At 66.3% G+C, this 23,327-nt stretch carries 23 protein-coding genes; 7 read left to right on the forward strand and 16 right to left on the reverse strand.

Going from position 1 to position 23,327, the window contains the following annotated elements:
- Nucleotides 1–36: 36 nt before the first annotated feature.
- From tcuA to NFX52_RS08085, 3 genes are read left to right on the forward strand one after another with little or no spacing between them, the layout of a single operon-like run.
- Complete coding sequence (gene tcuA / locus NFX52_RS08075) at nt 37–1,512, forward strand: FAD-dependent tricarballylate dehydrogenase TcuA (RefSeq protein ID WP_055398058.1); 1,476 nt, start codon at nt 37–39, stop codon at nt 1,510–1,512.
- Nucleotides 1,499–2,680, forward strand: coding sequence for a tricarballylate utilization 4Fe-4S protein TcuB (tcuB, locus tag NFX52_RS08080; RefSeq protein ID WP_055398057.1), 1,182 nt, complete (start codon nt 1,499–1,501; stop codon nt 2,678–2,680). Before tcuA ends, tcuB begins: the two co-directional genes overlap by 14 nt.
- Nucleotides 2,681–2,720: 40 nt before the next feature.
- Nucleotides 2,721–3,695 (forward strand): Bug family tripartite tricarboxylate transporter substrate binding protein, encoded by a 975-nt coding sequence (locus NFX52_RS08085; RefSeq protein ID WP_055398056.1) that lies wholly within the window; start codon nt 2,721–2,723, stop codon nt 3,693–3,695.
- A gap of 44 nt (nt 3,696–3,739) precedes the next feature.
- Here the strand turns inward: NFX52_RS08085 and NFX52_RS08090 are convergent, their stop codons facing one another.
- The gene (locus NFX52_RS08090) at nt 3,740–4,684 is read right to left on the reverse strand and encodes a LysR substrate-binding domain-containing protein (protein ID WP_055398055.1); all 945 of its coding nucleotides are present in this window, start codon (nt 4,682–4,684) and stop codon (nt 3,740–3,742) included.
- Between the two features lie 106 nt (nt 4,685–4,790).
- On the opposite strand from NFX52_RS08090, the gene NFX52_RS08095 reads away from it, so the two are divergent.
- A complete protein-coding gene (locus tag NFX52_RS08095) occupies nt 4,791–5,675 on the forward strand; it encodes an N-formylglutamate amidohydrolase (protein ID WP_055398054.1) in 885 nt (294 codons plus the stop codon).
- Nucleotides 5,676–5,696: 21 nt separating this feature from the next.
- Nucleotides 5,697–6,695 carry a Bug family tripartite tricarboxylate transporter substrate binding protein gene (locus NFX52_RS08100; RefSeq protein ID WP_055398053.1) on the forward strand — a complete coding sequence of 333 codons (999 nt, stop codon included), beginning with the start codon at nt 5,697–5,699 and terminating at the stop codon, nt 6,693–6,695.
- Nucleotides 6,696–6,771: 76 nt separating this feature from the next.
- Here the strand turns inward: NFX52_RS08100 and bufB are convergent, their stop codons facing one another.
- The 6 genes from bufB to NFX52_RS08130 all read right to left on the reverse strand — a co-directional run bounded on the left by bufB (nt 6,772) and on the right by NFX52_RS08130 (nt 12,256).
- Nucleotides 6,772–8,445 (reverse strand): MNIO family bufferin maturase, encoded by a 1,674-nt coding sequence (gene bufB, locus NFX52_RS08105; protein WP_162239768.1) that lies wholly within the window; start codon nt 8,443–8,445, stop codon nt 6,772–6,774.
- 192 nt (nt 8,446–8,637) lie between these two features.
- Nucleotides 8,638–8,928, reverse strand: a complete 291-nt coding sequence (gene bufA2, locus NFX52_RS08110; RefSeq protein WP_202907168.1) for a BufA2 family periplasmic bufferin-type metallophore — start codon at nt 8,926–8,928, stop codon at nt 8,638–8,640.
- 147 nt (nt 8,929–9,075) lie between these two features.
- Nucleotides 9,076–9,564: an NUDIX hydrolase gene (locus NFX52_RS08115; RefSeq protein ID WP_055398070.1), complete on the reverse strand. Its 489-nt coding sequence runs from the start codon at nt 9,562–9,564 to the stop codon at nt 9,076–9,078.
- Between the two features lie 8 nt (nt 9,565–9,572).
- Nucleotides 9,573–10,100 (reverse strand): GNAT family N-acetyltransferase, encoded by a 528-nt coding sequence (locus tag NFX52_RS08120; RefSeq protein WP_055398052.1) that lies wholly within the window; start codon nt 10,098–10,100, stop codon nt 9,573–9,575.
- Between the two features lie 17 nt (nt 10,101–10,117).
- A complete protein-coding gene (locus tag NFX52_RS08125) occupies nt 10,118–10,822 on the reverse strand; it encodes a riboflavin synthase (RefSeq protein WP_055398051.1) in 705 nt (234 codons plus the stop codon).
- A gap of 78 nt (nt 10,823–10,900) precedes the next feature.
- Entirely contained in the window at nt 10,901–12,256 is a 1,356-nt protein-coding gene (locus NFX52_RS08130) for an esterase-like activity of phytase family protein (protein ID WP_055398050.1), read from the reverse strand.
- 189 nt (nt 12,257–12,445) lie between these two features.
- Between NFX52_RS08130 and NFX52_RS08135 the strand changes: the two genes are divergently transcribed.
- Complete coding sequence (locus NFX52_RS08135; protein WP_055398048.1) at nt 12,446–12,697, forward strand: hypothetical protein; 252 nt, start codon at nt 12,446–12,448, stop codon at nt 12,695–12,697.
- Between the two features lie 100 nt (nt 12,698–12,797).
- On the opposite strand, the gene NFX52_RS08140 is transcribed toward NFX52_RS08135, so the two are convergent.
- The 7 genes from NFX52_RS08140 to NFX52_RS08170 all read right to left on the reverse strand — a co-directional run bounded on the left by NFX52_RS08140 (nt 12,798) and on the right by NFX52_RS08170 (nt 21,154).
- Nucleotides 12,798–14,174: an MATE family efflux transporter gene (locus NFX52_RS08140; RefSeq protein WP_055398046.1), complete on the reverse strand. Its 1,377-nt coding sequence runs from the start codon at nt 14,172–14,174 to the stop codon at nt 12,798–12,800.
- Nucleotides 14,171–14,692, reverse strand: a complete 522-nt coding sequence (locus NFX52_RS08145) for a L,D-transpeptidase (protein WP_055398044.1) — start codon at nt 14,690–14,692, stop codon at nt 14,171–14,173. The genes NFX52_RS08140 and NFX52_RS08145 overlap by 4 nt, the downstream gene beginning before the upstream one ends.
- A 6-nt stretch (nt 14,693–14,698) precedes the next feature.
- Nucleotides 14,699–16,405, reverse strand: coding sequence for an NAD(P)-binding protein (locus tag NFX52_RS08150; protein WP_055398042.1), 1,707 nt, complete (start codon nt 16,403–16,405; stop codon nt 14,699–14,701).
- Between the two features lie 171 nt (nt 16,406–16,576).
- Nucleotides 16,577–18,139 carry a polyamine aminopropyltransferase gene (locus tag NFX52_RS08155; RefSeq protein ID WP_252635603.1) on the reverse strand — a complete coding sequence of 521 codons (1,563 nt, stop codon included), beginning with the start codon at nt 18,137–18,139 and terminating at the stop codon, nt 16,577–16,579.
- A gap of 50 nt (nt 18,140–18,189) precedes the next feature.
- Nucleotides 18,190–18,411 carry a DUF350 domain-containing protein gene (locus tag NFX52_RS08160; protein ID WP_055398038.1) on the reverse strand — a complete coding sequence of 74 codons (222 nt, stop codon included), beginning with the start codon at nt 18,409–18,411 and terminating at the stop codon, nt 18,190–18,192.
- 95 nt (nt 18,412–18,506) lie between these two features.
- The gene (locus NFX52_RS08165) at nt 18,507–19,997 is read right to left on the reverse strand and encodes a DUF4178 domain-containing protein (protein ID WP_055398036.1); all 1,491 of its coding nucleotides are present in this window, start codon (nt 19,995–19,997) and stop codon (nt 18,507–18,509) included.
- 104 nt (nt 19,998–20,101) lie between these two features.
- Complete coding sequence (locus NFX52_RS08170) at nt 20,102–21,154, reverse strand: SPFH domain-containing protein (protein WP_055398033.1); 1,053 nt, start codon at nt 21,152–21,154, stop codon at nt 20,102–20,104.
- A gap of 280 nt (nt 21,155–21,434) precedes the next feature.
- Between NFX52_RS08170 and NFX52_RS08175 the strand changes: the two genes are divergently transcribed.
- Complete coding sequence (locus NFX52_RS08175; RefSeq protein WP_055398031.1) at nt 21,435–21,701, forward strand: DUF2061 domain-containing protein; 267 nt, start codon at nt 21,435–21,437, stop codon at nt 21,699–21,701.
- Between the two features lie 217 nt (nt 21,702–21,918).
- Here the strand turns inward: NFX52_RS08175 and NFX52_RS08180 are convergent, their stop codons facing one another.
- Both NFX52_RS08180 and NFX52_RS08185 read right to left on the reverse strand, forming a co-directional pair.
- Nucleotides 21,919–22,224, reverse strand: a complete 306-nt coding sequence (locus NFX52_RS08180) for a flagellar basal body protein (RefSeq protein ID WP_055398029.1) — start codon at nt 22,222–22,224, stop codon at nt 21,919–21,921.
- Between the two features lie 67 nt (nt 22,225–22,291).
- The gene (locus tag NFX52_RS08185; protein ID WP_055398026.1) at nt 22,292–23,242 is read right to left on the reverse strand and encodes a LysR family transcriptional regulator; all 951 of its coding nucleotides are present in this window, start codon (nt 23,240–23,242) and stop codon (nt 22,292–22,294) included.
- Between the last annotated feature and the right edge of the window lie 85 nt (nt 23,243–23,327).

Consider the following 23,327-nt stretch of genomic DNA (forward strand, 5'->3'; position numbering starts at 1 on the left):
CCCCCGCGCACCGCGCATGACCGGGAGCCACCAGCCATGAGCAGCGATGCTGTGGTCGATGTGCTGGTCATCGGCGGCGGCAACGCCGCCCTGTGCGCCGCCCTGATGGCACGCGAGGCCGGTGCCAGCGTGCTGCTGCTCGAATCGGCCCCGCGCGCCTGGCGCGGCGGCAATTCCGCCCACACGCGCAACCTGCGCTGCATGCACGACACGCCGCAGGACGTGCTGGTCGATGCCTACCCCGAGGAAGAATTCTGGCAGGACCTGCTCAAGGTGACGGGCGGGCTGACCAACGAACACCTGGCGCGCCTGGTGATCCGCGAGTCGAGCACCTGCCGGCCCTGGATGCGCCGCCACGGTGTGCACTTCCAGCCCGCGCTGGCGGGCACGCTCCATGTGGCGCGCACCAACGCGTTCTTCATGGGTGGCGGCAAGGCGCTGGTCAATGCGTACTACCGCAGCGCGGAGCAGCTGGGCGTGCAGATCCGCTACGAAGCGCCCGTGGAGCGCATCGAGATGGACGGCCGCCGCTTCATCGCCGCAAACCTGGTGAACGGCGAGCGCATCACCGCCAAAAGCTGCGTGCTGGCGGCAGGCGGCTTTGAGTCGAACCGCGAGTGGCTGCGCGAGGCCTGGGGCCAGAACGAGCGCGGCGAGTGGCCGGCCGACAACTTCCTGATCCGCGGCACGGCCTACAACAAGGGCGTGTTGCTCCGGCACCTGCTCGACGACCACGGCGCCGAGCGCATCGGCGACCCCACGCAGGCGCACATGGTGGCCATCGACGCGCGCGCGCCTCTGTACGACGGCGGCATCTGCACGCGCATCGACTGCGTGTCGCTGGGCGTGGTGGTCAACCGCAACGGCGAGCGTTTCTACGACGAGGGCGAGGACTTCTGGCCCAAGCGCTATGCCATCTGGGGCCGCCTGGTGGCGCAGCAGCCGGGGCAGATCGGCTATTCCATCATCGACAGCAAGGCCATCGGCCGCTTCATGCCGCCCGTGTTCCCGGGCGTGAAGGCCGACACCCTGGTCGAGCTGGCGCAAAAGCTCGGCCTGCCCGTAGACACCTTCATGCGCACGCTTAACGCCTACAACGCCGCCTGCCGCGTGGGCACGTTCGACCACACCACGCTGGACGACTGCCACACCGAAGGCATGGCACCCGCCAAGACGCACTGGGCGCGGCCCATCGACACCGGCCCTTTCTACGGATACGCGCTCAAGCCCGGCGTCACCTTCACGTACCTCGGCCTGCACACCGACGACACCGCCGCCGTGCGCTTTGGCAACGTGCCCAGCCCCAACCTGTTTGTGGCGGGCGAAATGATGGCGGGCAACGTGTTGGGCAAGGGCTACACGGCCGGTGTGGGCATGAGCATTGGCACCGCGTTCGGTCGCATCGCGGGCACACAAGCGGCGCGCGCCTCTTTGGCATCAAAACAGGCCTTACCGCCTGATGGCATTGCCACAATAGCTATCAATTCAGGAGCAAATCATGCAAACGCTTGAGGCCCTGGCACGCGACGCCTGCGCGCTGGCGAACGGCGACGTCGTGCTGTCAGCCCCCGAAACCGAGGTTGCCCGCCAGCTGCAGATCTGCAACGCCTGCCGCTACTGCGAAGGCTTTTGCGCCGTGTTCCCGGCCATGACACGGCGGCTGGAATTTGGCAAGGCCGATATCCATTTCATTGCCAACCTGTGCCACAACTGCGGCGCCTGCTTGCACGCCTGCCAGTACGCACCGCCGCACGAATTTGCGGTGAACATTCCGCAGGCCATGGCCCAGGTGCGTGGCCAGACCTACGCCGACTACGCCTGGCCACCCGCTCTGGGCCAGCTCTACCAGCGCAACGGCCTCACGTTGGCGCTGGCGCTGGTGGCCGGGCTCACGCTGTTCCTGCTGCTGGCCGTGGCGCTGCACGGGCAAGGGCTGGCGGCGCTGTGGCACGCGCCCGTGGGCGGCTTCTACGGCATCTTCCCGCACAACCTGCTGGTGGGCCTGTTCGCGCCGGTGTTCCTGTTCACCGTGCTGGCGCTGGGCCTGGGCGTGCGCCGCTTCTGGCGCGATATCACACCTGCCACCAGCGGCGCGCCGCTGAGCGCGCCCGCCACGGCCGAGGCCACCGATGCCGTGCTGCGCCTCAAGTACCTGGACGGCGGCCATGGCGACGGTTGCCACAACGAGGACGACGCCTACACCTTGTCGCGCAGGCGCATGCACCACCTCACGTTCTACGGATTCATGCTGTGTTTTGCGGCCACCAGCGTGGCCACGCTGTACCACTACCTGCCGGCCTTGCCTGCACCGTACGACCTGCCCAGTTTGCCGAAGCTGCTGGGCGGCGTGGGCGGCATCAGCCTGGCGATTGGCACGGCCGGCCTGTGGCGGCTGAACCTGCGCCGCCACCCACAACACGGCGACGCCGCGCAAAAGCCCATGGACCGCGCCTTCATCGCCCTGCTGTTCCTCACCGCCACCAGCGGCCTGGCGCTGTGGGGGGCACGCGGAAGCGCTGCCCTGCCGCTGCTGCTGTGCCTGCACTTGGGCGCGGTGATGGCGCTGTTCGCCACCATGCCCTACGGCAAGTTTGCGCACGGCATTTTCCGAACCGCTTCGCTGCTGCGCCACGCGGTGGAAAAGCGCCAGCCCCACCCCATCGGTTTGAGCGCCGACTGAGCCAACGATCCATACACCACCCACGATGAAGGAGACACCCATGAAAAAACGCACCCTGCTGCACTGCGCCCTGGCGCTGGCGACCGCCCCCCTGGCGTTCGGCGCTGCTGCGCAAGACTTTCCGCCCAAGAAGCCCGTCACGCTCGTCGTGGGCTTTGCCGCAGGCGGTGCAGCCGACGCGGCGGCGCGACTGATTGCCAAGAAGCTGGGTGAGAACATCGGCCAGTCGGTGGTGGTGGACAACAAGGGCGGCGCAGGCGGCAATATCGCCCACCAGTTCGTGGCCAATGCGGCACCCGACGGCACGGTGCTGCTGTTCGGCTCGGTGGGCCCGCTCACCATTGCGCCGCACTTGATGAAACTCACCTATGACCCGTTCAAGGACCTGGCGGCGATCTCAGGCGGCGTGAACTTCCCCAACGTGCTGGTCGTGCACAAGGCTGCAGGCGCAAAGACGCTGGCAGAGTTTGTGCAGCTGTCCAAGAAGAAGCCTGGCAGCGTTGACTTTGCCTCCACGGGCGCGGGCTCGGCATCGCACCTGGCAGGCGAGCTGTTCAACCAGCGGGCGGCCATCGACATGACCCACGTGCCCTACAAAGGTGGGGCACCCGCCTTGCAGGATTTGCTGGGCGAGCGCATCACCTCCTACTTTGCAGCCCCACCCACGGCCCTGCCGCACATCGAAACGGGCAGGCTGATCCCGCTGGCCACCACGGGTCTCACGCGGCCAGCCTATCTGCCCAATATCCCCACCGTGGCGGAATCGGGCTTTCCGGGCTTTGAGGCGCTCAACTGGTATGCGTTTGTGGCGCCGGGCAAAACGCCGGTGCCGCTGCTGGAGCGCTGGAACCAGGAGATCGTCAAGGTGCTCAACGACCCGGCCGTGAAGGACGCACTGAACAAGCACGGCCTGACGCCCCAGCCCACCTCACGCGCGGAACTCTCCACCTTCATGAAGAAGGAGTCGACCCAGTGGGCTGCCATCATCAAGGAGCGCAAGCTCACGGCGGACTGAGCTGGCCTCTGCGGCAAAGCGGTGCCCCCGCTGCCCCATGCAGGTCAGGCCATCTCCTTGCGCGCCGCGCTGCCGCGTGCTGAAAAGCCGGCCCGTCCGCCGCTGGCCTGGGCCTCACCCAGCAGCCAGCGTGTGAACTGCGCGACCGCTTCGTTCTCGGCCAGTGCTGCACGGCTGCACAGGTAATAGCCCCGGTCCGTGTTCACGGCCGGGCTGAAGGGCAACACCAGCTGGCCCGACGCCAGTTCGGCTTCGATCAGCATGGGCTGGATCACCGTGACCCCCATGCCCGCACAGGCTGCAACGATCAGGTTGTTGCCCAGATCAAACCCCGGGCCCAGTACGGGGGCTACGTCTATCCCTGCGGCCTTTTGCAGCCACAGCGCCCAATTGCCGGGAAAGTTGATGTGCTGCAGCAGCGTTGCCTTGAGCAGATCACGCGGTTGGCGCAGCTTGGCCGCCAGCGCCGGGGTGCAAGCGGGCACGATCTCCCGCCCCGCCAAGTAGCGTGCACGGATGCCGCGCGGCCAAGTGCGCCCGGGGCGCTTCACATTGACCCACAGGTCCACGTCGTCGCGCGTGAAGCTCTCATCGTGGTGGAACGGCCGCAGCTCGATCTCGATGTCCGGGTGCAGCGTGTGGAACTGGCCCAGCCGTGGGACCAGCCAGCGGGTGGCCAGGGTGGGTACTACGCTGACCCGCAGCCGACGCTTTGAAGCGCGCACCCCGAACCGGCTCACGGCGGTCTCCAGGCCTGCCACATGGGCCTCCACCAATTGCTGGAACTCGCGGCCCCGTGCGGTGGGTAGCACCCGGGGGCCGGAGCGGTCCAGCAGCGTGCATTCCAGCCGCTGCTCCAGCCGCTGCACTGCCCGGCTGACAGCCGCCTGGGTCACGAACAGCACACCCGCCGCCTGTCGAAAACTGCCCAGCTGGCAGACCGCAAGAAAGGCGTGCAACTCGGGCAGTGAGGGGGACTTGAACTGCATGGTGGTGATTACATCCGGTTATCAGCGCAGATCAAATTGTCGTTTGCCCGCAGGCACCTGGCTCCCTACGCTTCGCCCATCTGTCCCACCTTGATCCCCGAGAACCATGCAGCTACCCGAAGCCCTTCTTCCCGCCACGCCCGTCCAGGTGCTCCGGCCCGCCACCGATGCCCCCATCCCTTTGGTCTGCGACTCTCCGCACAGCGGCACCGACTATCCGCCCGACTTTGGCTATGCCGTCTCCACCGCCGATCTGCGCAAGTGCGAAGACACCCATGTGCACTGGCTGTGGGACGCCGTGCCGCGTGTGGGCGGCACGCTGGTGCACGCCACCTTTGCGCGCAGCTACATCGACCCGAACCGCCATGAGTACGACATCGACCCCATCATGCTGGCCGATGCCTGGCCCGGCAATACCGCCCCTACCGCCCGCACCCTGGAGCTGGGCATGGGGCTGGTTCCCAGCCACACCCCCACGCACCAGCCCATCTACGCGCGCCGCCTGTCGGCCCAGGAGGTTGCGCACCGCATCACCCACTACTGGCGCCCATACCAACATGCGCTGGCGCAGGCACTGGAGGCCGCCGCCCAGCGTGGCCCGCGTTGGCACCTGAACTTGCATTCCATGCCCAGCAACGCCTACGAGCGGCTGGGCCGCGTGGCGCCCGGCCCGCTGGCCGACGTGGTGCTGGGCGACCTGAACGGTCGCAGCTGCAGCAGCGCATTCACCCAGCGCGTGGCCGAAGCTTTCCGCCGCCGCGGCTACTGCGTGGCCATCAACGACCCCTACGCAGGCCAGGAGCTGCTGCGCCGGTTCGGGGCGCCTTCGCGGGGTCATGAAAGCCTGCAGATCGAGATCAACCGGGCCATCTACCTGAACGAGCAGACGCGGGAGCCGCTGCCACACGCTAACCGCGTGCGCGCGGACATCACCGACCTGCTGCACGAGATGGCCGCCCATATCCGCAGCGCTTGCCTGGACAACGCCTGATTTCAACCAAGAGGACCCACCATGCCCACCCCCATGAACCGCCGCCGCTTTATCGCATCGACCAGCGCCGTGACGGGCGCCATTGCCCTGCCGGCACTGGCCCAGGCGCCCGACCGCTATCCCACACGTCCGATCACACTGGTGGTGCCGTTTCCGCCCGGAGGCGCCGTAGACAACTCCGGCCGGGCGATAGCCGACAGGCTGGGCCGAGTGCTGGGGCAGCCCGTGATTGTGGAAAACAAAGGGGGCGCTGGCGGCACCATCGGCACCACGCAGGTGGCCAAGGCCCAGCCCGATGGCTACACGCTGATCGTCACCTCGCAGACCACGCATGTGATCAACCCCGCCCTGTCGGCCAGTCTGCCCTACGACGCGGTCAATGACTTCGCCCCCATCACGCTGATTGATCGCCTGGCCAATGTGCTCTTGATCACCCCCGGCCTGCCCGTGAAGAACTTCGCCGAGTTCGTGAAATACGTGAAGGAGAACCCGGGCAAGCTGAACTACGCCTCCTCGGGCAATGGCTCGCTGGCGTACCTGAGCATGGAGCTGCTCAAGGCCAAGCTGGGGCTGTCCATCACCCACATCCCATACAGGGGCGCTGGCCCGGCGCTGACAGACCTGCAGGCGGGCCAGGTGCACATGACCTGGAACAACCTGTCCTCCAACCTCAGCATGGCTCGGAACGGTCGCCTGCGCGCTCTGGCGGTGGCATCGCCAATCCGCGCTCCCCAACTGCCGGATGTCCCGACCTTCGACGAGCTGAAGTTGCCGGAGCTGAACCTGACTTCCTGGACAGGTCTTGCCGCACCTGCAAAAACGCCGGAATCCATCGTTGCGCAGCTCTACGAAGCGATGCGTACCGTGTTGCGTGATCCGCAAACACAAAGGGCATGGAATGACCGCGGCGCTATGGTCCCCGATACCGTGAAGCCCGCAGAGTTTCGCAAGGAGATTCAGCAGCGCATCGGTTTTTACAAGAACATCGTGAAGACCCACAAGATCTCCGTGGATCAATAGTGCCCACTCCCCATCCGTGCGGAATGGGCGAAACATATCCCCGACCTCGTGCGCATGTGCGCATGTGGGCAAGCCATCAGTACGTTGGAACATAGCCTTCAACAGGCCCATCCGCTCGCACCAGCCCATCATCCAGCAACTGCGCAAGCCAGCCGCCGAGCACGGTGGGGTCGCCTTGCCACAGGCCGCTGCCCAGCAGCGCCGCGCACGCGTCGTGCACCGAGGCACCGGCGTGCAGCGCTTGCACCCAGGCGGCCTCGGCCGCGTCGAGCGTGCGAAAGTGCGGCTGGTGGCCTTTGCGCCAGACCAGCAGCGTGGCCGGTGCAGGCAGGGCCACGGCCTCGGGCACGTCGTCGTCGGTATGGATGGCGTTCCACACCCCCACAACGTTCGTCGTGATCGCGCGCAGCAAGGCGCTGGGGTGCAGTACACGAGGGCGGGTAGTCCAGGTGTCCGACGCCTGGGCTGCTGCGGGCGCCAAGGCCGCCACATCGTCGCTGTCAAAGCGGGTGCGCAGGTCCCAGTCGAGCTGGGCCAGTTCGTGCAACTCGGGGTTGTCGGGGTACGCCGCGCGCAGCGTGCCCACCAGGCCTTCGCCATAGCGGTTCAGGCTGCGCGTGCGCGGCGGATGGGCCACGGCGTAGTCGCGCGCATGGGCCTCGAAGGTGTCTGACCCCATGTAGAGGCAGGTCTTGGCATAGGTGTCGGCCAGCACATCGGCCAGCCGGGCGCGGTAGGCATGGTGGTAGATGGGCAGGCGACCTGTGACGAGGTCGTCGGGCATTTCGGGCGGCAGCGCATTCGCCAGCACGCGGTCGGCAAAGTGGCGCTGCACCACAGCCAACCCAGCCGGTCCCACTATGGGGTCCAGGGTGATGGCGGGGATGGCGACGGGCACAAAAGAGGGGACAGGCGAGGCCACATGCTCAGCGGCAATGCGGCGGGCAATGGCCATTTCATCCAGCAGTTCAGCCAGCGGCGGGATATGGTCGTCGCGCTCGATCATCGCGGCCACAGCGCCAAAACGCTGGCAGGCCTGTGCATACAGGTCCCACACCGGCTGCGCCACAGGGTGGTCGTGCGTGTCGATGATGTGGTCGCCGTTGTCGCTGTGCCCAGCCAGGTGAATCTGCTGCACCCGCTGCGCGGGCAGGGCATGCAGATAGGTCAGTGGGTCAAAGCCATGGTTCACGCTGCTCACGTAGATGTTGTTCACATCCACCAGCAGCAGGCAGTCGGCCTCTTGCGCAATGTGGGCCAGAAACTGCCATTCACTCGCGCTGTCTTGCCGATAGCGGACGTAGCTCGACACGTTCTCCAGCACCAGCCTGCGGTCCAGCACATCCTGCGCACGGCGGATTTGCGCGATGACATGCCGTGCGGATTCGTCGGTGTAGGGCAGGGGATACAGGTCGTGCAATTGCTCGGGGCCAGGGCCCGTCCAGCACAAGTGGTCGGACACCCACAGCGGCTCGATGCGATCAGCCAGCGCCTTCACGCGCTGCAGATACGGCACATCCACGCCCTGCGAAGCACCGATGGACATGGCCACGCCATGCATGGCCACGGGGTAGTCGCGCCGGATGGCATCGAGCACCGCCAGAGGTTTTCCACCGTCGATGAGGTAGTTGTCGGTGATGATTTCCAGCCAGTCCAGTGGCTGCTTACGCGCCAGGAAATCGGCGTAGTGCTGCGTGCGCAGCCCCAGGCCAAAGCCTGTGCCGCGCGTGGCGATGGAGGTGGGCGACATGTCGAAGTCAAAGTGTCAACGTGCGGGCAGTGGGCGTGGGCCGCCCCGCCGCGCGGGCGGTGTCCCCCTCCCACGCAGCGAGAGAGGGGCTGAGAGGCGCGGCTCCGAGCCTGCCTGCGCAGGCTTGGACTTCCTCGAAGGGCTGCCCGCTCTGGGGGCCGCACGGAGCGGCAAAGCCGCTCAGGGGGAGCTTCACTGGATATCGCCGATGGTGCCCTTCTCCATCAGGCACTGAGCGGCTGTCTTGGCCTTGAAGCCGTGGCCCTTGCAAGCGTTCTGGCCCTTGCAGCTGTGCTCGGCCGTGGAGCAGTCGCTATTGCCCTTGCAGTCGTGCACGTTGTAGCAGTGCACCTTGTCGTTGGCGCCGATGGCGGCGCCTTTGGAGCCCTTGGGCGCGTCGGCTGCAAAGCTGGTGGATGCCAGTGCCAGCAGCGCGGCAGACAGGGCGAAAGATGCAGTGGTCTTGGTGTTCGTGGACAGCATGGCGGGTAACTCCGTAGGCGTTAAGGGATGAGTAATCAGGTGGTTAGATCGCGCTGCACCGTGCCGCGCTCTCTGCCTGGTAATTCGTCCCCCGCACGCTGCGGGTTACATGCAGTCCAAAAAACTTTTTTGCGTGGTGCCTCGGCGCTATTGCGCAGAGGGTTCGGTCACCGAAATGTCGGTGTGCACCAGCGTCAGCGGAAACCGCTGGCCCGCCAGGTAGTCCTCCAGGCAGCGCAGCAGCAGGGGGCTGCGATGGCGCTCGGGGCAGGCGCGGATCTCATCGACCGTGAGCCACAGCGTGCGCACGATGCCGGTGTCGAGCGTGCGCCAGTCGTGGTGCGTGCCCAGCGAGCCCGCAAACGCAAAGCGCATGTAGGTGATGTCGTCGCCCGTGCGCGTCTTGGTGAAGCGGTTGAGGTACACGCCGATCAGCGCCGTGGGCTCGAAGTCGTGCGCGGTTTCTTCCAGCACCTCGCGGGCGCAGGCCTGGATGGGCGATTCGCCCGGGTCCAGGTGGCCGGCAGGGTTGTTGAGCTTGAGGCCGTCGGTGGTTTCTTCCTCGACCAGCAGAAAGCGGCCATCGCGCTCGATGAGGGCGGCCACGGTGACGTTGGGTTTCCAGCGGTGGGGCATGGCGCGCATTATGACGAGGGGCGGTGACGCCAAGCCCACAGCGTGCGCGCCATGTACACAGCGCCTTCGCCATAGCTGGCCAGGCGTGCCTGCTGGGTGGCGTCCTGCAGGGGGTGCAACACATACCCCTGCCGCTGCCAGTACGCCTGCGATCCCTGCACCGACACCAGCGCGCTGTGCCGCAGCCCTTCTGCGCGGGCCTGCGCCCACAGGGGCTGCAGCAACGCGTGGGCCAGACCTTGCCCCGCATGGGCAGGCAGCACGGCCATGTCGTGTAGGTACAGCGTGTCGGGCTGGGCGGCGGCTTCAAAGTCGCCATGCAGCGGAGTGACCTTGCCGCGCACGCTGCGGTAGGCCGCCAGGTAGGCACACACCGTGCCGCCCTGCTCCAGCACCAGCGAGCAATTGGCGGGGCTGGCGAGGCGGCGGGCAAACACCTCGCCACTTTCCACAAACCCCTCGCCATAGCAGGCCAGCTGCACGGCCAGCAGGTCGGCCAGATCGCTCAGCGCCAGCGGGCGCACCACCACGGACATGAGTGAGCTTGGTTCAATCAGTGCGGCAGCACGGGCGCCTGCACGAAGTCGTCGAGCGACAGGCCCTTTTCTTTCAGCAGCGCCTCCAGCACTGGTTGCAGACGGCCCAGGCTTTCCTGCACCGCCTCGCGCACGGTGTCCACCACGACCTGGGTGCTGCGCTCGATCTCGATGTTCAGGCGGTCACCCACCTGCTTGGCTTCAAACACCGTGGCGCGGCGTGTTTCAGGAATCATCCAGATCTCGAACCAGCCCTCTTGCCGGTTCACCTCGGCCACCGTCAGGCTGGCGCCATGGATGGCGATGTAGCCCTTGGCAAAGATGTAGCGGCGAAACGCCTCGGGCACGGCCACGCGCCACACCAGGTTGTTGTCGAACTCGCGGCGCTCGATGAGCGTGCCGGTGAAATCCACATGGCCCGACAACGGGTGGCCGCCGATCTCGGCGCCATCCTTGGCCGCGCGCTCCACGTTCACGCGGTCGCCCTGCGCGTAACTGCCCAGCGTGGTGATGTTCAGGCTCTGTTGCATCACATCAAAGTTGGCCTGCGTGGGCGAAAGGATTTCGGTGACCGTCAGGCACACGCCGTCCGTCGATACGCTGGCGCCAATGGCCAGGTCCTGGCAAAAGCCTTGGGGGAAGTCGAGCGTAAAGGTGCGCAGGCCTGCGCGGTCGTGGATGGCGGCAATGCCTGCCGTGGCTTGGACGATGCCTGTGAACATGGTGGCGCGGCTTCCGGGTGCGTTGGAATGGGAACCGGGAATTTTGCCACCCGGCCCCCACCGCGCGTTGACGCCGGGTTACTTGGCCCGCAGAAGTTCGCCCACTTCCAGCAACACCAGCTCGTTGTCATCCGCCTTGTTCGGGTCGCGGCTGCTGCTGAAGGGCAGGTTGTTGTCGTTGCCCACGACGATGTGGGTGCCATCGACCACGTCCACGTTCTCGATGGTGAAGAACGGGAAGGTCAGCACGCCGTTGTTCAATGGTTTCTTGGCCAGGCGCTTCGGATCCTGGATGTTCATGAGGTCGATGTAGCCGACCTTGCGGATCTCGCCGCCCACGTTGGCGTCGCTCATTTCGACCTTGTAGACGCGCTTGAACTTGGCAAGGTCGTGGAAGCAGTCCGTGCGTTTTTGGTCTGCGGGGCAGGCCTTGTCGGCGGTGCCTTCACCGTTATCGCGCTCGATGATCAATCCAGTCGTGCCATCGATCATGTTGAAGTCGCCAATCGCGTGGTGGTTGGCTTCCATCACGTACTTCCAGTGGCGGCCGGTCCATTGCTCGCTCTTCACATCGAACTCCAGCACGCGCAGGTACTGCTTGCCGCCCACGTTTTCATACGCTTTGGCGTCGTCGTTCCACAGCGCGCCTTCCAGCAGCGCGTAGAGCTTGCTGCCATCCTTGCTGGCAGCCATGCCTTCGTAGCCCTTGGAGCGCTTGACCACAAACGCAGTGGGCTTGGCGTCGGGCGCGCCGGGCATGAGCACGCCGGGCGCGTCGGGCGAGCGCACGGTCTTGCCGTCCACCTGCGTCTCGAACACGGCCAGCACTTTGCCGTTCAGGTCGGCCTTGATGAGGAAGGGGCCGAACTCTTCGCCGATCCACAGTGCGCCACCGGCGAACTGGAAGCTCTCGGGGTCGAAGTCGGCGCCCGTCAGGTAGCGCTTGTCGGTGCCTTCATGGGTGATGCGAAACGGCACCTTCTTGTCGGGGTCGTGCAGGAAGATGGTCTTGAGGCGATTGAACTGGCCGCTTTTGAAGTCCACGGTGTAGTGGCTCAGGTGAAGCATGAAGTCCGGCGAGTTGGCCTTGGAACCGGCGCCGTTGTCGGTCAGCAGCCAGAACGATCCGTCAGCCATCCGCTTGATGCCCGAGTGGCCCTGAATGGGCTGGCCCTGGAACGGCAGCGACACGCCGGTGTCGCGGCCTCCGGACTGGCCCATCACGCTGCCCACGGCGTCCACCCGGCGGGGTGTTGTGAACTTGCCCGCCAACTGCAGGTCGTGTGGCGCGTCCTTGGGGGCGGCAATCATCGTCAGGGCGGGCAGCACCGCGTGGCCGGCCAGCGTGGCGGGGTAGGCCTGCTGGGCCAGGGCTGCAGAAGAGGCGGCGCACAGCAGGGCTGCACTGGCGGCGATGAAGGAGAGTCGGGACATGTTCATGGGGAATAAAGCCAAAACCCGCACGATGCCGCGCCCTTGTGACGCCACCATGAAAGGCAGGCACCAAGATATGTCCTGGCATGCAGCCGATGGACACGGACCTTTTGCCAGGTTCGGGAGTCACACCCGCCTTGCGCTCCCCCAACATTCCCCACCCACAACGCTGGACAGCCCCTATTCCCTATGGACACCCTTTCTGCATTGCAATCCCTCGGACTGGAACTGCCCAGCCCCGCCTACATCGCGGGCGCCATCGTGTTTGGCCTGGTCGGCATGGCGGCTTACTGGCACGGCAAAAGAGCGCAGCAGCCACGCACCCGCTGGTGGGGCGTGGCGCTCATGTTCTACCCCTACGCGGTTTCGCGGACCTGGATGCTGTTTGCGGTGGGCGTGGCGCTGTGTGCGGGTCTGTGGCTGGACATGCGGCGCGGCTGAAACGCAGGCGAGGGCAGCGCGCAAAATGCTACTATTTTCATAGCGTTTTGCGCTTAATGGATAAGCGCTAGGGCCATTTTTAGTGCAAATTGCTGGCGTATCAGACCAGCCGCTGCAACGCCCGGCGTCGCCATACCCCGTGGAAGTACAGGGCCTGCAGCGCCAGGGCGCACAGGTACGTGGCGGGGTAGGCCACCCAGGTGGCCACCAGGCCAAACTGGCGCCCCAGCAGCCAGCCCAGCGGCACGATGAGGCAGGCCAGGCACCCCAGTGAAATGAGCGTGGGTGCCAGCACCGTGCCGCTGGCACGCATCACGCCGGAATACACGCTGGCCCATCCAAAAAACACCGCGCCCCACACCGTGATGGGCAGCACGCGTGCGGCGATGTCGATCACGCGGGCATCGGCCACAAACAGGCCCACCACCCAGGGCGCGACGCCGAACATCAGCAGGGCCAGGCCGCCGGTGAGGAGCAGGTTCATGCGCATGCCGGTGCGCGTGACGGCCGCCAACTGCTGGCCCTGGCCCGCGCCAATGGCCTGCGCCGCAAACACCGATGAAGCAATGGCCACCGCCATCGCCGGGAACAGCACATACGACATCACCTGGCTGGCTGCCCCCCACGCCGCCGTGGCTGCCGAGCCATGCGCGTTGACCAGGCTGAGCAGGCCCAGGTCGGCCAGCGAGCCGGTGATGAAGAACAGGCCCGTGGGCACGCCCAGCCGCACCAGGGTGCGCAGCAAGGCAGCGTCCAGCCGCAGATGCGCGGCCAGCGCCCGCGTGGGGGCCAGCACATGCGCGCGGCGCCGCAGGTGCCAGGCCGTGTAGCACAGCGAGCACAGCGTGGCCAGCAACAGCGCGGCCACGCCACCCAGGATGCCCAGCGCAGGCAGCCCGAGGGCAGGCACGCCCCGGATGAATAGCGGCGCGCACACCAGCGTGACCGACAGCGACACCACCAGCGCGCGCAGCGGCGTGACGGTGTCGCCCGTGCCACGCAGCAGCGCCGCCGTGAGCATGGAGGTGAACAGCACGGGGAACAGCACCATCATCCCCCGCGCATAGGCCACCGCCTGGGGCAGCACGTCGGCCGGCGTGCCCAGCAGCAGCATCAGAGGCCGCACGGCCAACAGCCCCAGGGCGGCCAGCACCAGGCCCAGCAGCACCCCGGCGCACAGCGTGGTGCCCGCCACGGCATGCAGCCGCGCGTGGTTGCGCGCGCCAAAGGCCTGGCCCACCAGGATGGACGACCCATTGCCCAGCCCAAAGATGAAGGCACTGAGCAGCAGGAACAGCGGCATGAACGAGGCCACCGCCGCCAGCGAGCCCGCACCCAGCAGCCGCCCCACGTAGATGTGGTTCACCGTGCCGGTGAGCGCCTGCAGGATGTTGGTGAGCACCAAGGGGCCCAGGAACACGAGAAAGCGCCGGTCGAGCGAAGGCGGCGGGCTGCCGGGGTGGGCCTTGTCCGTCATGGTGCTGCGCCCTCCATGAGCCCGGGGGTCTGGATGCTGTGGATGCACACCCGCGTGCCCACGGCCACCCGGTCAAACAGGTCGATCACATCGGCGTTGGTCATGCGCACGCAGCCGTGCGACCGCGGCACGCCCATGGGGCAGTCGTCCGGGCAGCCGTGGATGTAGATGTAGCGGCGCAGCGTGTCCACCGCGCCGCCCCGGTTCACGCCAGGCTCACAGCCGGTGAGCCAGAGGATACGGCTCAGGATCCAGTCGCGGCCAGGGTGTGCTGCAGCCAGCTCGGGGGCATACAACTCGCCCGTGGTGCGCCGCCCCACAAACACCGTGCCCGGCGCACAGCCCGCGCCCACCTTGGCGCGCACGCGGTGCAGACCGCGGGGAGTGCAGCCGCTGCCGTTGTGTTCGCCCACGCCATTCAGGGCGGTGGATACCGGGTAGGTGCGCAGAGTGGCCCCGTCCAGCATCAGGTGGAGCTGCTGCAGCGCCACGTCGATGTGCACTTCGGGGCCCGCCATCGGCATTCAGCCCGCCGCCACCAGCCCGGCACCGTGCCCGCGCGTGAAGGCCTCTTCAAACACCGAATAGCCCGACCAGTCGCTGTGCGCAAACGCGAGCCGTGCCGTGGTGGGGGTGGGAATCCAGGGCGATTGCTCACCATTTGATAGCTTTTTGCGCTTACCTGATAAGCGCTGGAGGCCAATTTGGCTTAAAAAGCCCTGCATGCCAGGTACCGGGATGGCCATGGCGTGGCCGTAGCGGGTGATGTCCACGCGTGTGGCGCGCTGGCGCAGGTCGGGGTGGGGCACGGTCAGGGTGGCCAGCGCGGCCTCGGCCCATGGTTGCCAGGGCTGGGTGGCCAGCTGCTGGCGGCCGCCCTGCACATCGCCCAGCGCCTGGTAGTAGGTGAGCACGGTGGGCCCGGCCAGCGCGGCGCCCGTGTCCAGCCGCTGGTGCCCGGCGTTCACGTACCCCAGGCCACCGGCGGTGGGGTCGGCGTAGAGCACGTTGTCCCACGCGGGGGCAGCGCCGGGGCGGTCGGTGAGCGGGCTGTCGATGTGGATGTTGGCCACCAGCCAGGGGGCCGCCTGCAGGCGCTGCGCTGCGCCGGTCAAAAAAGCGGGCGGGTTGTGCACCACCCGCGCCGCCACGAACACGGGCAGCGCCACGACGCAGCGCGGCGCCTGCCACCGCTCCACGCTGTCGGTGGCATGGTTGAAGGCGTCCACCTCCACGCCGTGGCGGGTTTCGGTGATGCGCAGCACACTGGTGGCGGTGCGCAGCTGGCCGCCCCCATTCACAGTGTTGGCAAGCGGCTCGGCCAGGCGCTGGGTGATCCAGCCGTTGCCTTCGGGCCAGGTGAGCACGCTTTCGCGCGCCTCATCCACCGCCTCGCCCGGCGCGTGAAAACCGTGGCGGCTGGCAAAGTAGTGGATGCCCGCCCAGGCCGACACGCGCGCGACGCCCGCGCCGTAGTCGTCGCGGCAGCAGTAGTTCAGGTACCAGAGCAGGTGCTCGTCATCCAGGCCCTCTTGCGCCAGCCAAACACTGAAAGTCATGGCATCCAGCGCTTGATGGGCGGGCGCTAGCGGCTTTTTTGGCCCCAACAGCTTGAGCGCAGGCATGGCAAACCGCGCGGCCTTCGCCTCTCGCTCCACCGCCTGTGCAAAGCGGCGGTATTGGGCCAGCGTGGCTTCGCCCACACCGTGCACGGGCAGCAGGCCTTCTTGCCACTCGCCGTCAAAAAACAGGCGCTCCTGCGGGCTGTGGCACAGGTGGCGTTCGTCGTACTGCCAGCGGCCAGCCACGCGGCGGCGCAGGCCCAGCTCTTCCAGCAGATCCTGCACCTCGCGCGCATCGTCGCCGGGCACCGGCAGGTAGTGCGCGCCCAGCGGGCAGGCAATGCCGCTCACGGCCCCGCCCCGGCTGTTGCCGCCTGCACCGTCTTCCAGCTCCAGCATCGCAAAGTCCTCCACCCCCGCCAGCCGCAGCGACCGCGCCGCAGCGAGCCCCGCCACGCCACCGCCCGCGATGATGACCTGGGCACGGCGGACTACGCTGGGGGCGGGCAAGGTGCCGGTCTTGAGCAGGTCGCGCAGCTGGTGGCCCCGCGCCATGTCGATGCCGGTGAAGCCGCCTTCCAGCGCGCGTGGTGCACGGTCGCAACCCGGCAGCAGCACCGCGGCGGCAGTCGAGGCGGCGGCGGTGGCTAGGAAATGGCGGCGTTGCATGGCGTCAGTGTCTCCGGCCGTACGCAACGCCTGCGCCGCTTGCGACCGGAGCGGCCCAGACCAGCGGCCGCCGCGCAAGGGCCGCCCCGCCGCGCTGGGGGCGTCCCCCTGCCCGCTGCGCGCAGCGCTGCGAGAGCGGGGGGATGGCGCGAAGCGGCTCAGGGGGGCTTCTCAATGTTTTCCCCATTCGCGTTCGTACGTGTGCACCAGCGCCTGGTTCGACAGCCGGTTCACCTCGGCCGGCACGCGCGCCATGTCGAGCGGAAAGTCGAACAACAGCGGCAGCGTGTCGGCACCCAAGAACCGCAAATCGGCTGGCAGTGCCTCGGGCAGGCGCCAGGGCCTGCGGCTGGCGATGATGAAACCCCATTCGCCAAAGCTGGGCACATGCGCGTGGTAGGGCGCCGTCTGCAGGCCGATGGATTCGATGGTCTGCGCCACCGTCCAGTAGCTTTTGCGGGCCACCAGCGGGGAGGTGGTCTGCACCACCGCGTAGCCGCTGGCGGCCAGGCGCTTGTCCAGCAGCGCGTAAAAGCTGTTGGTGTAGAGCTTGCCGATGGAGAAATTGGTGGGATCGGGAAAGTCCACCACGATGACATCAAACGTGTCCGATCCTTCCTGCAGCCAGCCAAATGCATCGGTGTTGACGATCTTCACCTTGGGGTTCTGCAGCGCGTGGCCGTTGAGCTGCGCAAGGCGCGGGTTCTCGCTGAAGATCTTCGTCATGGCCGGGTCCAGCTCCACCAGGGTCACGGATTCGACCGAGGGGTACTTGAGGATCTCGCGCACGGCCATGCCGTCGCCGCCGCCCAGCACCGCCACCTTCTTGGGCGCGCCGTGGGCGGCCATGGCGGGGTGCACCAGGGCCTCGTGGTAGCGGTACTCGTCGGCCTGCGCAAACTGCAGGTTGCCATTGAGGTACAGCCGGTGGCCCGCGCGCCCCTGCGTGACCACGATGCGCTGGTAGGGCGACGCAGTGCTGAAGACGATGCGGTCCTGGTAGAACTTGTCTTCGGCCACGCTGGTGATCTGCTCGGCCCCCGCCAGCGCGGCCAGCAAGATGCCCAGCACCATCACGCAGGCCGCCAGGTGCGCCTTCAGGCGCCGCAATTCGTGCCGGAACAGCCACACCGCCCACAGCGCCACGGCCGCATTCATCACCCCAAACAGCAGCCCCGTGCGGATGAGCCCCAGGTGCGGCACCAGGAGCAGCGGAAACGCCATCGACACCGCCAGCGCGCCCAGGTAGTCAAACGTGAGCACCTGCGAGACCAGGTCCTTGAGCGCCACGTTGCGCTTCAAGATGCGCATCACCAGGGGGATCTCCAGCCCCACCAGCGTGCCCACCATCAACACCATGCCGTACAGCAGAAATCGGAACGCCCCGGGCGTGTACGCGTTGGCCAGAAACAGCGTGGCGGGCAACAAGCCGCCAATCAGCGCCACCAGCAGCTCGATGCGCAAAAAGTGTGCGGGCAGCTGCCGCTCAAAGTACCGCGACAGCCACGAGCCCACGCCCATGGCAAACAGGTAGGTGCCGATGATGGTGGAAAACCGCAGCACCGAATCGCCCAGCACATACGACGCCAGCGCGCCCGCAGCCAGCTCGTACAGCAGGCCGCAGGCGGCCACCACGAACACGCTGATGAGCAGGGCGATTTCGATGGGGCGGGGGCCGGCGGTGGCGCCCGGGGCCTCGGACGGCGAGGCAGGAGAAGTCAGGTCGGATTGCAAGGCAGGTACCGGCGCGCCGCAGGGGCGCGCGCCGTTTCAGGCAAGGTGCGTCAGTGAATGGCCGCCGCCACGATGATGCTGATCCCCAGGCACATCGCCGCCACCACCATGGCCAGGGCCTTGTTTTGTTTCTCGACGATCTCGCGCCACAGGTCGTAGGGCGTGATCTTGTCCACGATGACAAAACACAGCCAGAAAATGACCACGCCAATCAGCGCGTACAGCATGGACCCGAGGAAGGCTGCGGGCCGGAGCCATTCGATTCCCATCATGGTGTGAACTCCTTGAAACGGTGGTGTGTAGGTGGTGGGGTGGTGAAGACGGGGCTCATGGATCTGTCTGCAGGCAGGCGCCTTGGAGCGCCCGCCTACTTGTGGCTTCCGCCGGACGAGTATCCGCCGAACGAGCCGCCCGAGCTGCGGTAGCCGCTGCCCGACGACCCCGAACAATTGCTCAGGATGATCAGCAGGATGATGATGATGATCGCAATCAGGATGATGGTGCCGCAGCCCAGGCCCGACTTGGCGGTGAAGGGGCCCGGGTCGTCGCGCTGCAGTACATCGGCCTTGTCTTCGAGCTTGAAGGCCTTGGCCACGGTGTCGCTGGCCAGCTTGTCACCGGCGGACCAGGTGACTTCGTTCGGCGTCTGCTCCAGCGACAGCAGGCCCTTGGCGCTCGCAAAGTCGCGGTTGCTGGTTTTCTGGCCCCGAGTGACCTGCCAGTAGAACTCGCCCAGCACGTAGGTCGTTTCGGCCTCGTAGGTGTACTTGAGCTCGTACTTGGTGCCCATGTAGGTGGCGGTGCGACCGTTGGAGGAGAGCTGCGGCGCGCCGGTGGTGGGGCGCACCATGCTCCAGCCTTCTTCGGAATCGACCAGGAAGGCAAACCCGCGCTTTTGGTTGTAGAGCAGGTATTCGCTCCAGCCAAAGTGCTCGTCGTCGCCCGGCTCCACGCCCATGCGGTGCTGAAAACCCACCACCTGCCAGTGCACACCCTGCAGCTGGCCCTTGCTGCCCAGCGGAATGAGGGGCTGCACGGGCTCGTCCTGCTCGGCCGAGCGCAGTTCGCCGCCCACGCCGCTATCGAGGCTGATGATGCTGGCGCAGGAACCGCAGGTGATGCTTTTGGTGCCCGCCAGCTTCACCTGCACGGGCGCGCCGCAGTGCGGGCAGTTGAACTGGCGGCCTTTTTCGTCCTTGGCGGATTCGTCTTTCAGGCCCTGGAGCTGCAGGTCTTCCAGCAGTACCGACTTGCCGCGCTCCACGTTGGGCGGGGTGTGGCCGTAGTCGATGCTGACCACTTCACCGTCGGCGCTGCGCAGCTCGACCATGCCGAAGGGCTGGCCCAGCGGGGGCAGCTTGGGCAGTTCGCCCTGGGCAGAGATCAGCGATGCCTGGCCGGTGTAGGCCACGCTGTAGGGCTTGCCGTTGATGGCGGTGGTGGTGCCGATGCGAAAGCGCTCGGGCGCAGGCATTTCGCGGCCTGGGTCGATGGGGCGCGTGAAGACGTAGGCACCGTTGTCCTCGCCCAGCGTCGCCAACGTGCCATCGTTCAGGAAGGCGGCCCATTCGGTCCACACCCCTGCATCGCCTTTGTATTGCAGGCGGCCCACCAGAGTGAAGGGCACATCCTTGCCGTCGAGCTGGATGCGCCCGCTGGCCATGAGCTGCAGGGGGCTGTGGTCGTCGAACAGCTCGGCCATCTTGCCCAGGCGCGTGAGCACGTCGCCGCTGCGCACGACGGTGCTCTGGCAGTAGCCGCAGACGGCGTGCGTGGACTGCGCGCTGCGGAATTCAACCGGCGCGCCGCAGCCCGGGCAGGGCGCGCGGTAGTAACGCTGTGTGGGGTCGGTGGCCATCGTGGGGCTGCTGCCTGCGCCGCGCTACACGGCTTTGAGGCCTTTTTGGCCTCTAGCGCTTATCCCTCCAGCGCAAACAGCTATATTTATGATAGCAACCGGGTTCAGACCAGCTTCTTGAGCAGCTCAGCCTTCTTGGCGTCGAACTCTTCCTGCGTGAGGATGCCCTTGGACTTGAGTTCGCCCAGCTTCTCCAGCGTTGCCATGACCTCTTCGGGCTTGACACCCACCGGGGTCGCAGCGGCCTGCGCTGCCGCAGCAGCAGCGGGAGCCACCGGGGTCTGCAGGCCCTGCTGCAGGTTCTGCGCCAGCACCTGGCCCAGCGCCACGCCCGCGCCGAGGCCCATCGCATCGCCCGCAATGCCGCCACCACCGCCACTGGCTTCGGCGAACTTGGGAATGGCCTGCGCCGTCTGGTACTGCATGAATTTGGCCATGTCGTTGCCAACCATGCCCATGCCGATCTTCTGGTCGAGGATCTTTTGCAGCTCTTCGGGCAGCGAGACGTTCTGCACCGTGAGAGATTCGATCAAGATGCCCAGCTTGGCAAAGATGGGCGCCAGTTCCTTGACCATCGCCTCCGCAAACATCACCTGGTTGGCCGCCAGGTCCAGAAACGGCAGGCCGCTGCCCGCAATGGCGTTGCTGATGTTCTGCAGCACCAGGCCGCGCAGCTGGCCTTCCAGGTCGGCCACGGGATACGACTCGCGCGTGCCCGAGATTTCGGTGTGGAAAGCCTTGGGGTCGGCAATGCGGAAGGCGTAGTTGCCGAACGCGCGCAGGCGCACGGCGCCGAAGTCCTTGTCGCGGATCGTGATGGGCTGGGGGGTGCCCCACTTCTGGTCGATCTGCTGGCGTGTGCTGAAGAAGTACACATCGCTCTTGAAGGGGGACTCAAAGAGCTTGTCCCAGTTCTTCAGGTAGGTCAGCACCGGCAACGTCTGCGTGGTGAGCTTGTAGGTGCCGGGACCAAACACGTCGGCCACCTGGCCTTCGTTGACGAAGATGGCCATCTGCGACTCGCGCACCACCAGCGTGCCGCCGTTCTGGATTTCCATGCCCGCCATGGGGAAGCGCCAGGCCAGCGTGCCGTCCCCCTCTTCGGTCCATTGAATGATGTCAATGAACTGTTTCTTGATGAAGTCCATGAGGGCCATGTGTGCTCCCAAAGCAAAAGAGGGGGTTGAAAAGAGCGGCCATCATAGCAACGGGGGCATGGCGCGGAGCGGCTTTTTTTGAGCCCCATCGGTGAACTGGTTCACGCGCTGAACCAGTTTGGTTGACATGGCGCCGCCCGACCGGGATGGATGGCCGCTTGATAGTGGCTATCTCCGGCTTAGTGATGATCAATTAGCCAACGCTATTGAGAATTACTACCATTTCAACATCCCTGCTCACCACGGCAGGCCCTGATGAAGAAGTGAAAAGGAGTCCGCCATGTCCCACATCCGCCGCGCTGCCCGCCAGAACAAAACCATGCTGATGAAAACTGGCAGCTACTACGTGATCCACATCTGCGTGGCCGCCCTGGTGGCCTATGCCGTCACGGGCAACCTGTGGGCCTCGCTCACGCTGAGCCTGCTGGAGCCCACGGTGCAGGCGGTCGCGTTCTTCTTCCATGAAAAGGCCTGGGACCGGGCTGCCCGGCGCGGCGCTGACGACGCCACACAGGCACCCAGCCCAGCCGCCTTGCAGGCCGTTTGAACCAACGTCTGAACCACCCGTACGAAGGAGCCCCCATGTACAGCATTCCCTTGCGCAGCCGCACCGCTACCGGCTTGGCCTTTCAACGCTGGCTCGTTCACCGGCTGGCCGGGCTGGTTGTAGCCAGCTGAGGTCGCCCGAGGCCACTCCAGCGCTGGCGCTGAAAACAACAATGCCCCGGCTGGCGGGGCATTGTCGGGAGCGCGGGAGAAACGACTCAGGCCTTCACGTCGAGCAGCGAACCCATCATTTCGTCTTGTGCCTTGATGGTCTGCAGATTGGCCTTGAAGGCGTAGGTGGCCGACATCTGCTCGACCGCCTCCTTCTCCAGCGCCACGCCCTCGGCCTCTTGCTGGCGCTGCACGGTGGCGCGCACGCCAGCGCTGTCGGCGGCCTCTTCCTGCGCCACCACCTGGCGGCGGTAGTTGGGGGTGTTCATGTTGGCCACGTTGTTGGCCGAGGCATCCAGCCGCAACTGCGCGGCCTGCAGGCCGGAACTGCCAATCGAAGAAATGGTTGCCATGGTGTGCCCCGCTCAAAAGCGCCAAAGAGTTGGCATTGTGTGCCTGCGCCGCGCTGCGGGCAAGCCATCAACCATGGGCCTCCAGTAGGCATTGCGCAAACGCCTGCGCCGCCCTCGGCGGTTGCGGCGACTTGCGCAGCACGCTCACAAACTGGCAGCGGTAGTGGAACTGTGCGGGCAGAACGGCCTGCATGAGCCCCTGGCGCTCGAAGCCTTCGGCGTAGTGGTCGGGCAGAAAACCCAGGTAGCGGCCTGAGAGGATCAGCGTGGCAATCGACTCCTGGTCGAACCCGGTGGCCTTGCGCGGCAGGCGGGTGCTGTGGCTCAGCTCCATGTTGGGCGAGTGGTAGCCCAGGCCCGCAAACTGGTAGGCGCGCAGGGATTCCCAGGTGAGCGCAGCATGGTCGGTGCCATACAGCGGGTGGCGCGCACCGCAGTACAGCAACATCGTTTCGGCAAACAGGTCGGCATAGACCAAGCTTTGCGACGTGCGGTGCGCCGGGATGATGCCCACGTGGAAGCTGCCGTCGATCAGCCCGCGCTCGATGGCCGGGATGGACGCCACGTGCATCTGCAGGCTGACTTCCGGCGCTTGGCTGGCAAAGAGCGCAATCGCATCGCCGATGTGCGCGGCCGGGTTGCTGGCGGTCTTGTCGAACACCGCCACCTCCAGCCGCCCGCCCATGCGGCGGTGGATGTCATCGATGCTGCTGCGAAAGGCGTCCACGGCCGACAGCAGGCGCAGGGTCTCGTCGTACACGCGCTGCCCCTCGGCCGTGAGGGCAAAACCGGCCCGGCCCCGGCGGCACAAGGTGAGGCCCAGGCGGGTTTCCAGGTCTTTCATGTGGCGGCTGACGGTGCTGGTGCCGATGTTCAGCTCCAGTTCGGCGGCCGACATGCCGCCGCACTCGACCACGCTCTTGAAGACCTGCAAGAGGCGCAGGTCCATGTCGCTGAGCTGGCCCAGTACGGCGCGGTGTTTGGGGGAAGGGTGGGGTGGAGGTGTTTTTACTTGCATAAACCGTCAAGTAAACATTGATATTGGAGTATTGGAGAGATTAACAGGCAGCGCAACAATGCCCTACGTCAAGCCCCAGACCGCT

Source organism: Acidovorax facilis (genome assembly GCF_023913775.1).
GTDB lineage: Bacteria > Pseudomonadota > Gammaproteobacteria > Burkholderiales > Burkholderiaceae_C > Acidovorax > Acidovorax facilis.

Coding starts and splice junctions, on each gene's coding strand:
- tcuA (WP_055398058.1), top strand. CDS start 37: ATGAGCAGCGATGCTGTGGTCGATGTGCTGGTCATCGGCGGCGGCAAC.
- NFX52_RS08180 (WP_055398029.1), bottom strand. CDS start 22,224: ATGGCAACCATTTCTTCGATTGGCAGTTCCGGCCTGCAGGCCGCGCAG.
- NFX52_RS08130 (WP_055398050.1), bottom strand. CDS start 12,256: ATGTCCCGACTCTCCTTCATCGCCGCCAGTGCAGCCCTGCTGTGCGCC.
- NFX52_RS08160 (WP_055398038.1), bottom strand. CDS start 18,411: ATGATGGGAATCGAATGGCTCCGGCCCGCAGCCTTCCTCGGGTCCATG.
- NFX52_RS08145 (WP_055398044.1), bottom strand. CDS start 14,692: ATGGCGGGCCCCGAAGTGCACATCGACGTGGCGCTGCAGCAGCTCCAC.
- NFX52_RS08150 (WP_055398042.1), bottom strand. CDS start 16,405: ATGCAACGCCGCCATTTCCTAGCCACCGCCGCCGCCTCGACTGCCGCC.
- NFX52_RS08140 (WP_055398046.1), bottom strand. CDS start 14,174: ATGACGGACAAGGCCCACCCCGGCAGCCCGCCGCCTTCGCTCGACCGG.
- NFX52_RS08170 (WP_055398033.1), bottom strand. CDS start 21,154: ATGGCCCTCATGGACTTCATCAAGAAACAGTTCATTGACATCATTCAA.
- NFX52_RS08100 (WP_055398053.1), top strand. CDS start 5,697: ATGCCCACCCCCATGAACCGCCGCCGCTTTATCGCATCGACCAGCGCC.
- NFX52_RS08185 (WP_055398026.1), bottom strand. CDS start 23,242: ATGCAAGTAAAAACACCTCCACCCCACCCTTCCCCCAAACACCGCGCC.
- bufB (WP_162239768.1), bottom strand. CDS start 8,445: ATGTCGCCCACCTCCATCGCCACGCGCGGCACAGGCTTTGGCCTGGGG.
- NFX52_RS08135 (WP_055398048.1), top strand. CDS start 12,446: ATGGACACCCTTTCTGCATTGCAATCCCTCGGACTGGAACTGCCCAGC.
- NFX52_RS08085 (WP_055398056.1), top strand. CDS start 2,721: ATGAAAAAACGCACCCTGCTGCACTGCGCCCTGGCGCTGGCGACCGCC.
- NFX52_RS08095 (WP_055398054.1), top strand. CDS start 4,791: ATGCAGCTACCCGAAGCCCTTCTTCCCGCCACGCCCGTCCAGGTGCTC.
- tcuB (WP_055398057.1), top strand. CDS start 1,499: ATGCAAACGCTTGAGGCCCTGGCACGCGACGCCTGCGCGCTGGCGAAC.
- NFX52_RS08115 (WP_055398070.1), bottom strand. CDS start 9,564: ATGCCCCACCGCTGGAAACCCAACGTCACCGTGGCCGCCCTCATCGAG.
- NFX52_RS08120 (WP_055398052.1), bottom strand. CDS start 10,100: ATGTCCGTGGTGGTGCGCCCGCTGGCGCTGAGCGATCTGGCCGACCTG.
- NFX52_RS08125 (WP_055398051.1), bottom strand. CDS start 10,822: ATGTTCACAGGCATCGTCCAAGCCACGGCAGGCATTGCCGCCATCCAC.
- NFX52_RS08165 (WP_055398036.1), bottom strand. CDS start 19,997: ATGGCCACCGACCCCACACAGCGTTACTACCGCGCGCCCTGCCCGGGC.
- bufA2 (WP_202907168.1), bottom strand. CDS start 8,928: ATGCTGTCCACGAACACCAAGACCACTGCATCTTTCGCCCTGTCTGCC.
- NFX52_RS08090 (WP_055398055.1), bottom strand. CDS start 4,684: ATGCAGTTCAAGTCCCCCTCACTGCCCGAGTTGCACGCCTTTCTTGCG.
- NFX52_RS08175 (WP_055398031.1), top strand. CDS start 21,435: ATGTCCCACATCCGCCGCGCTGCCCGCCAGAACAAAACCATGCTGATG.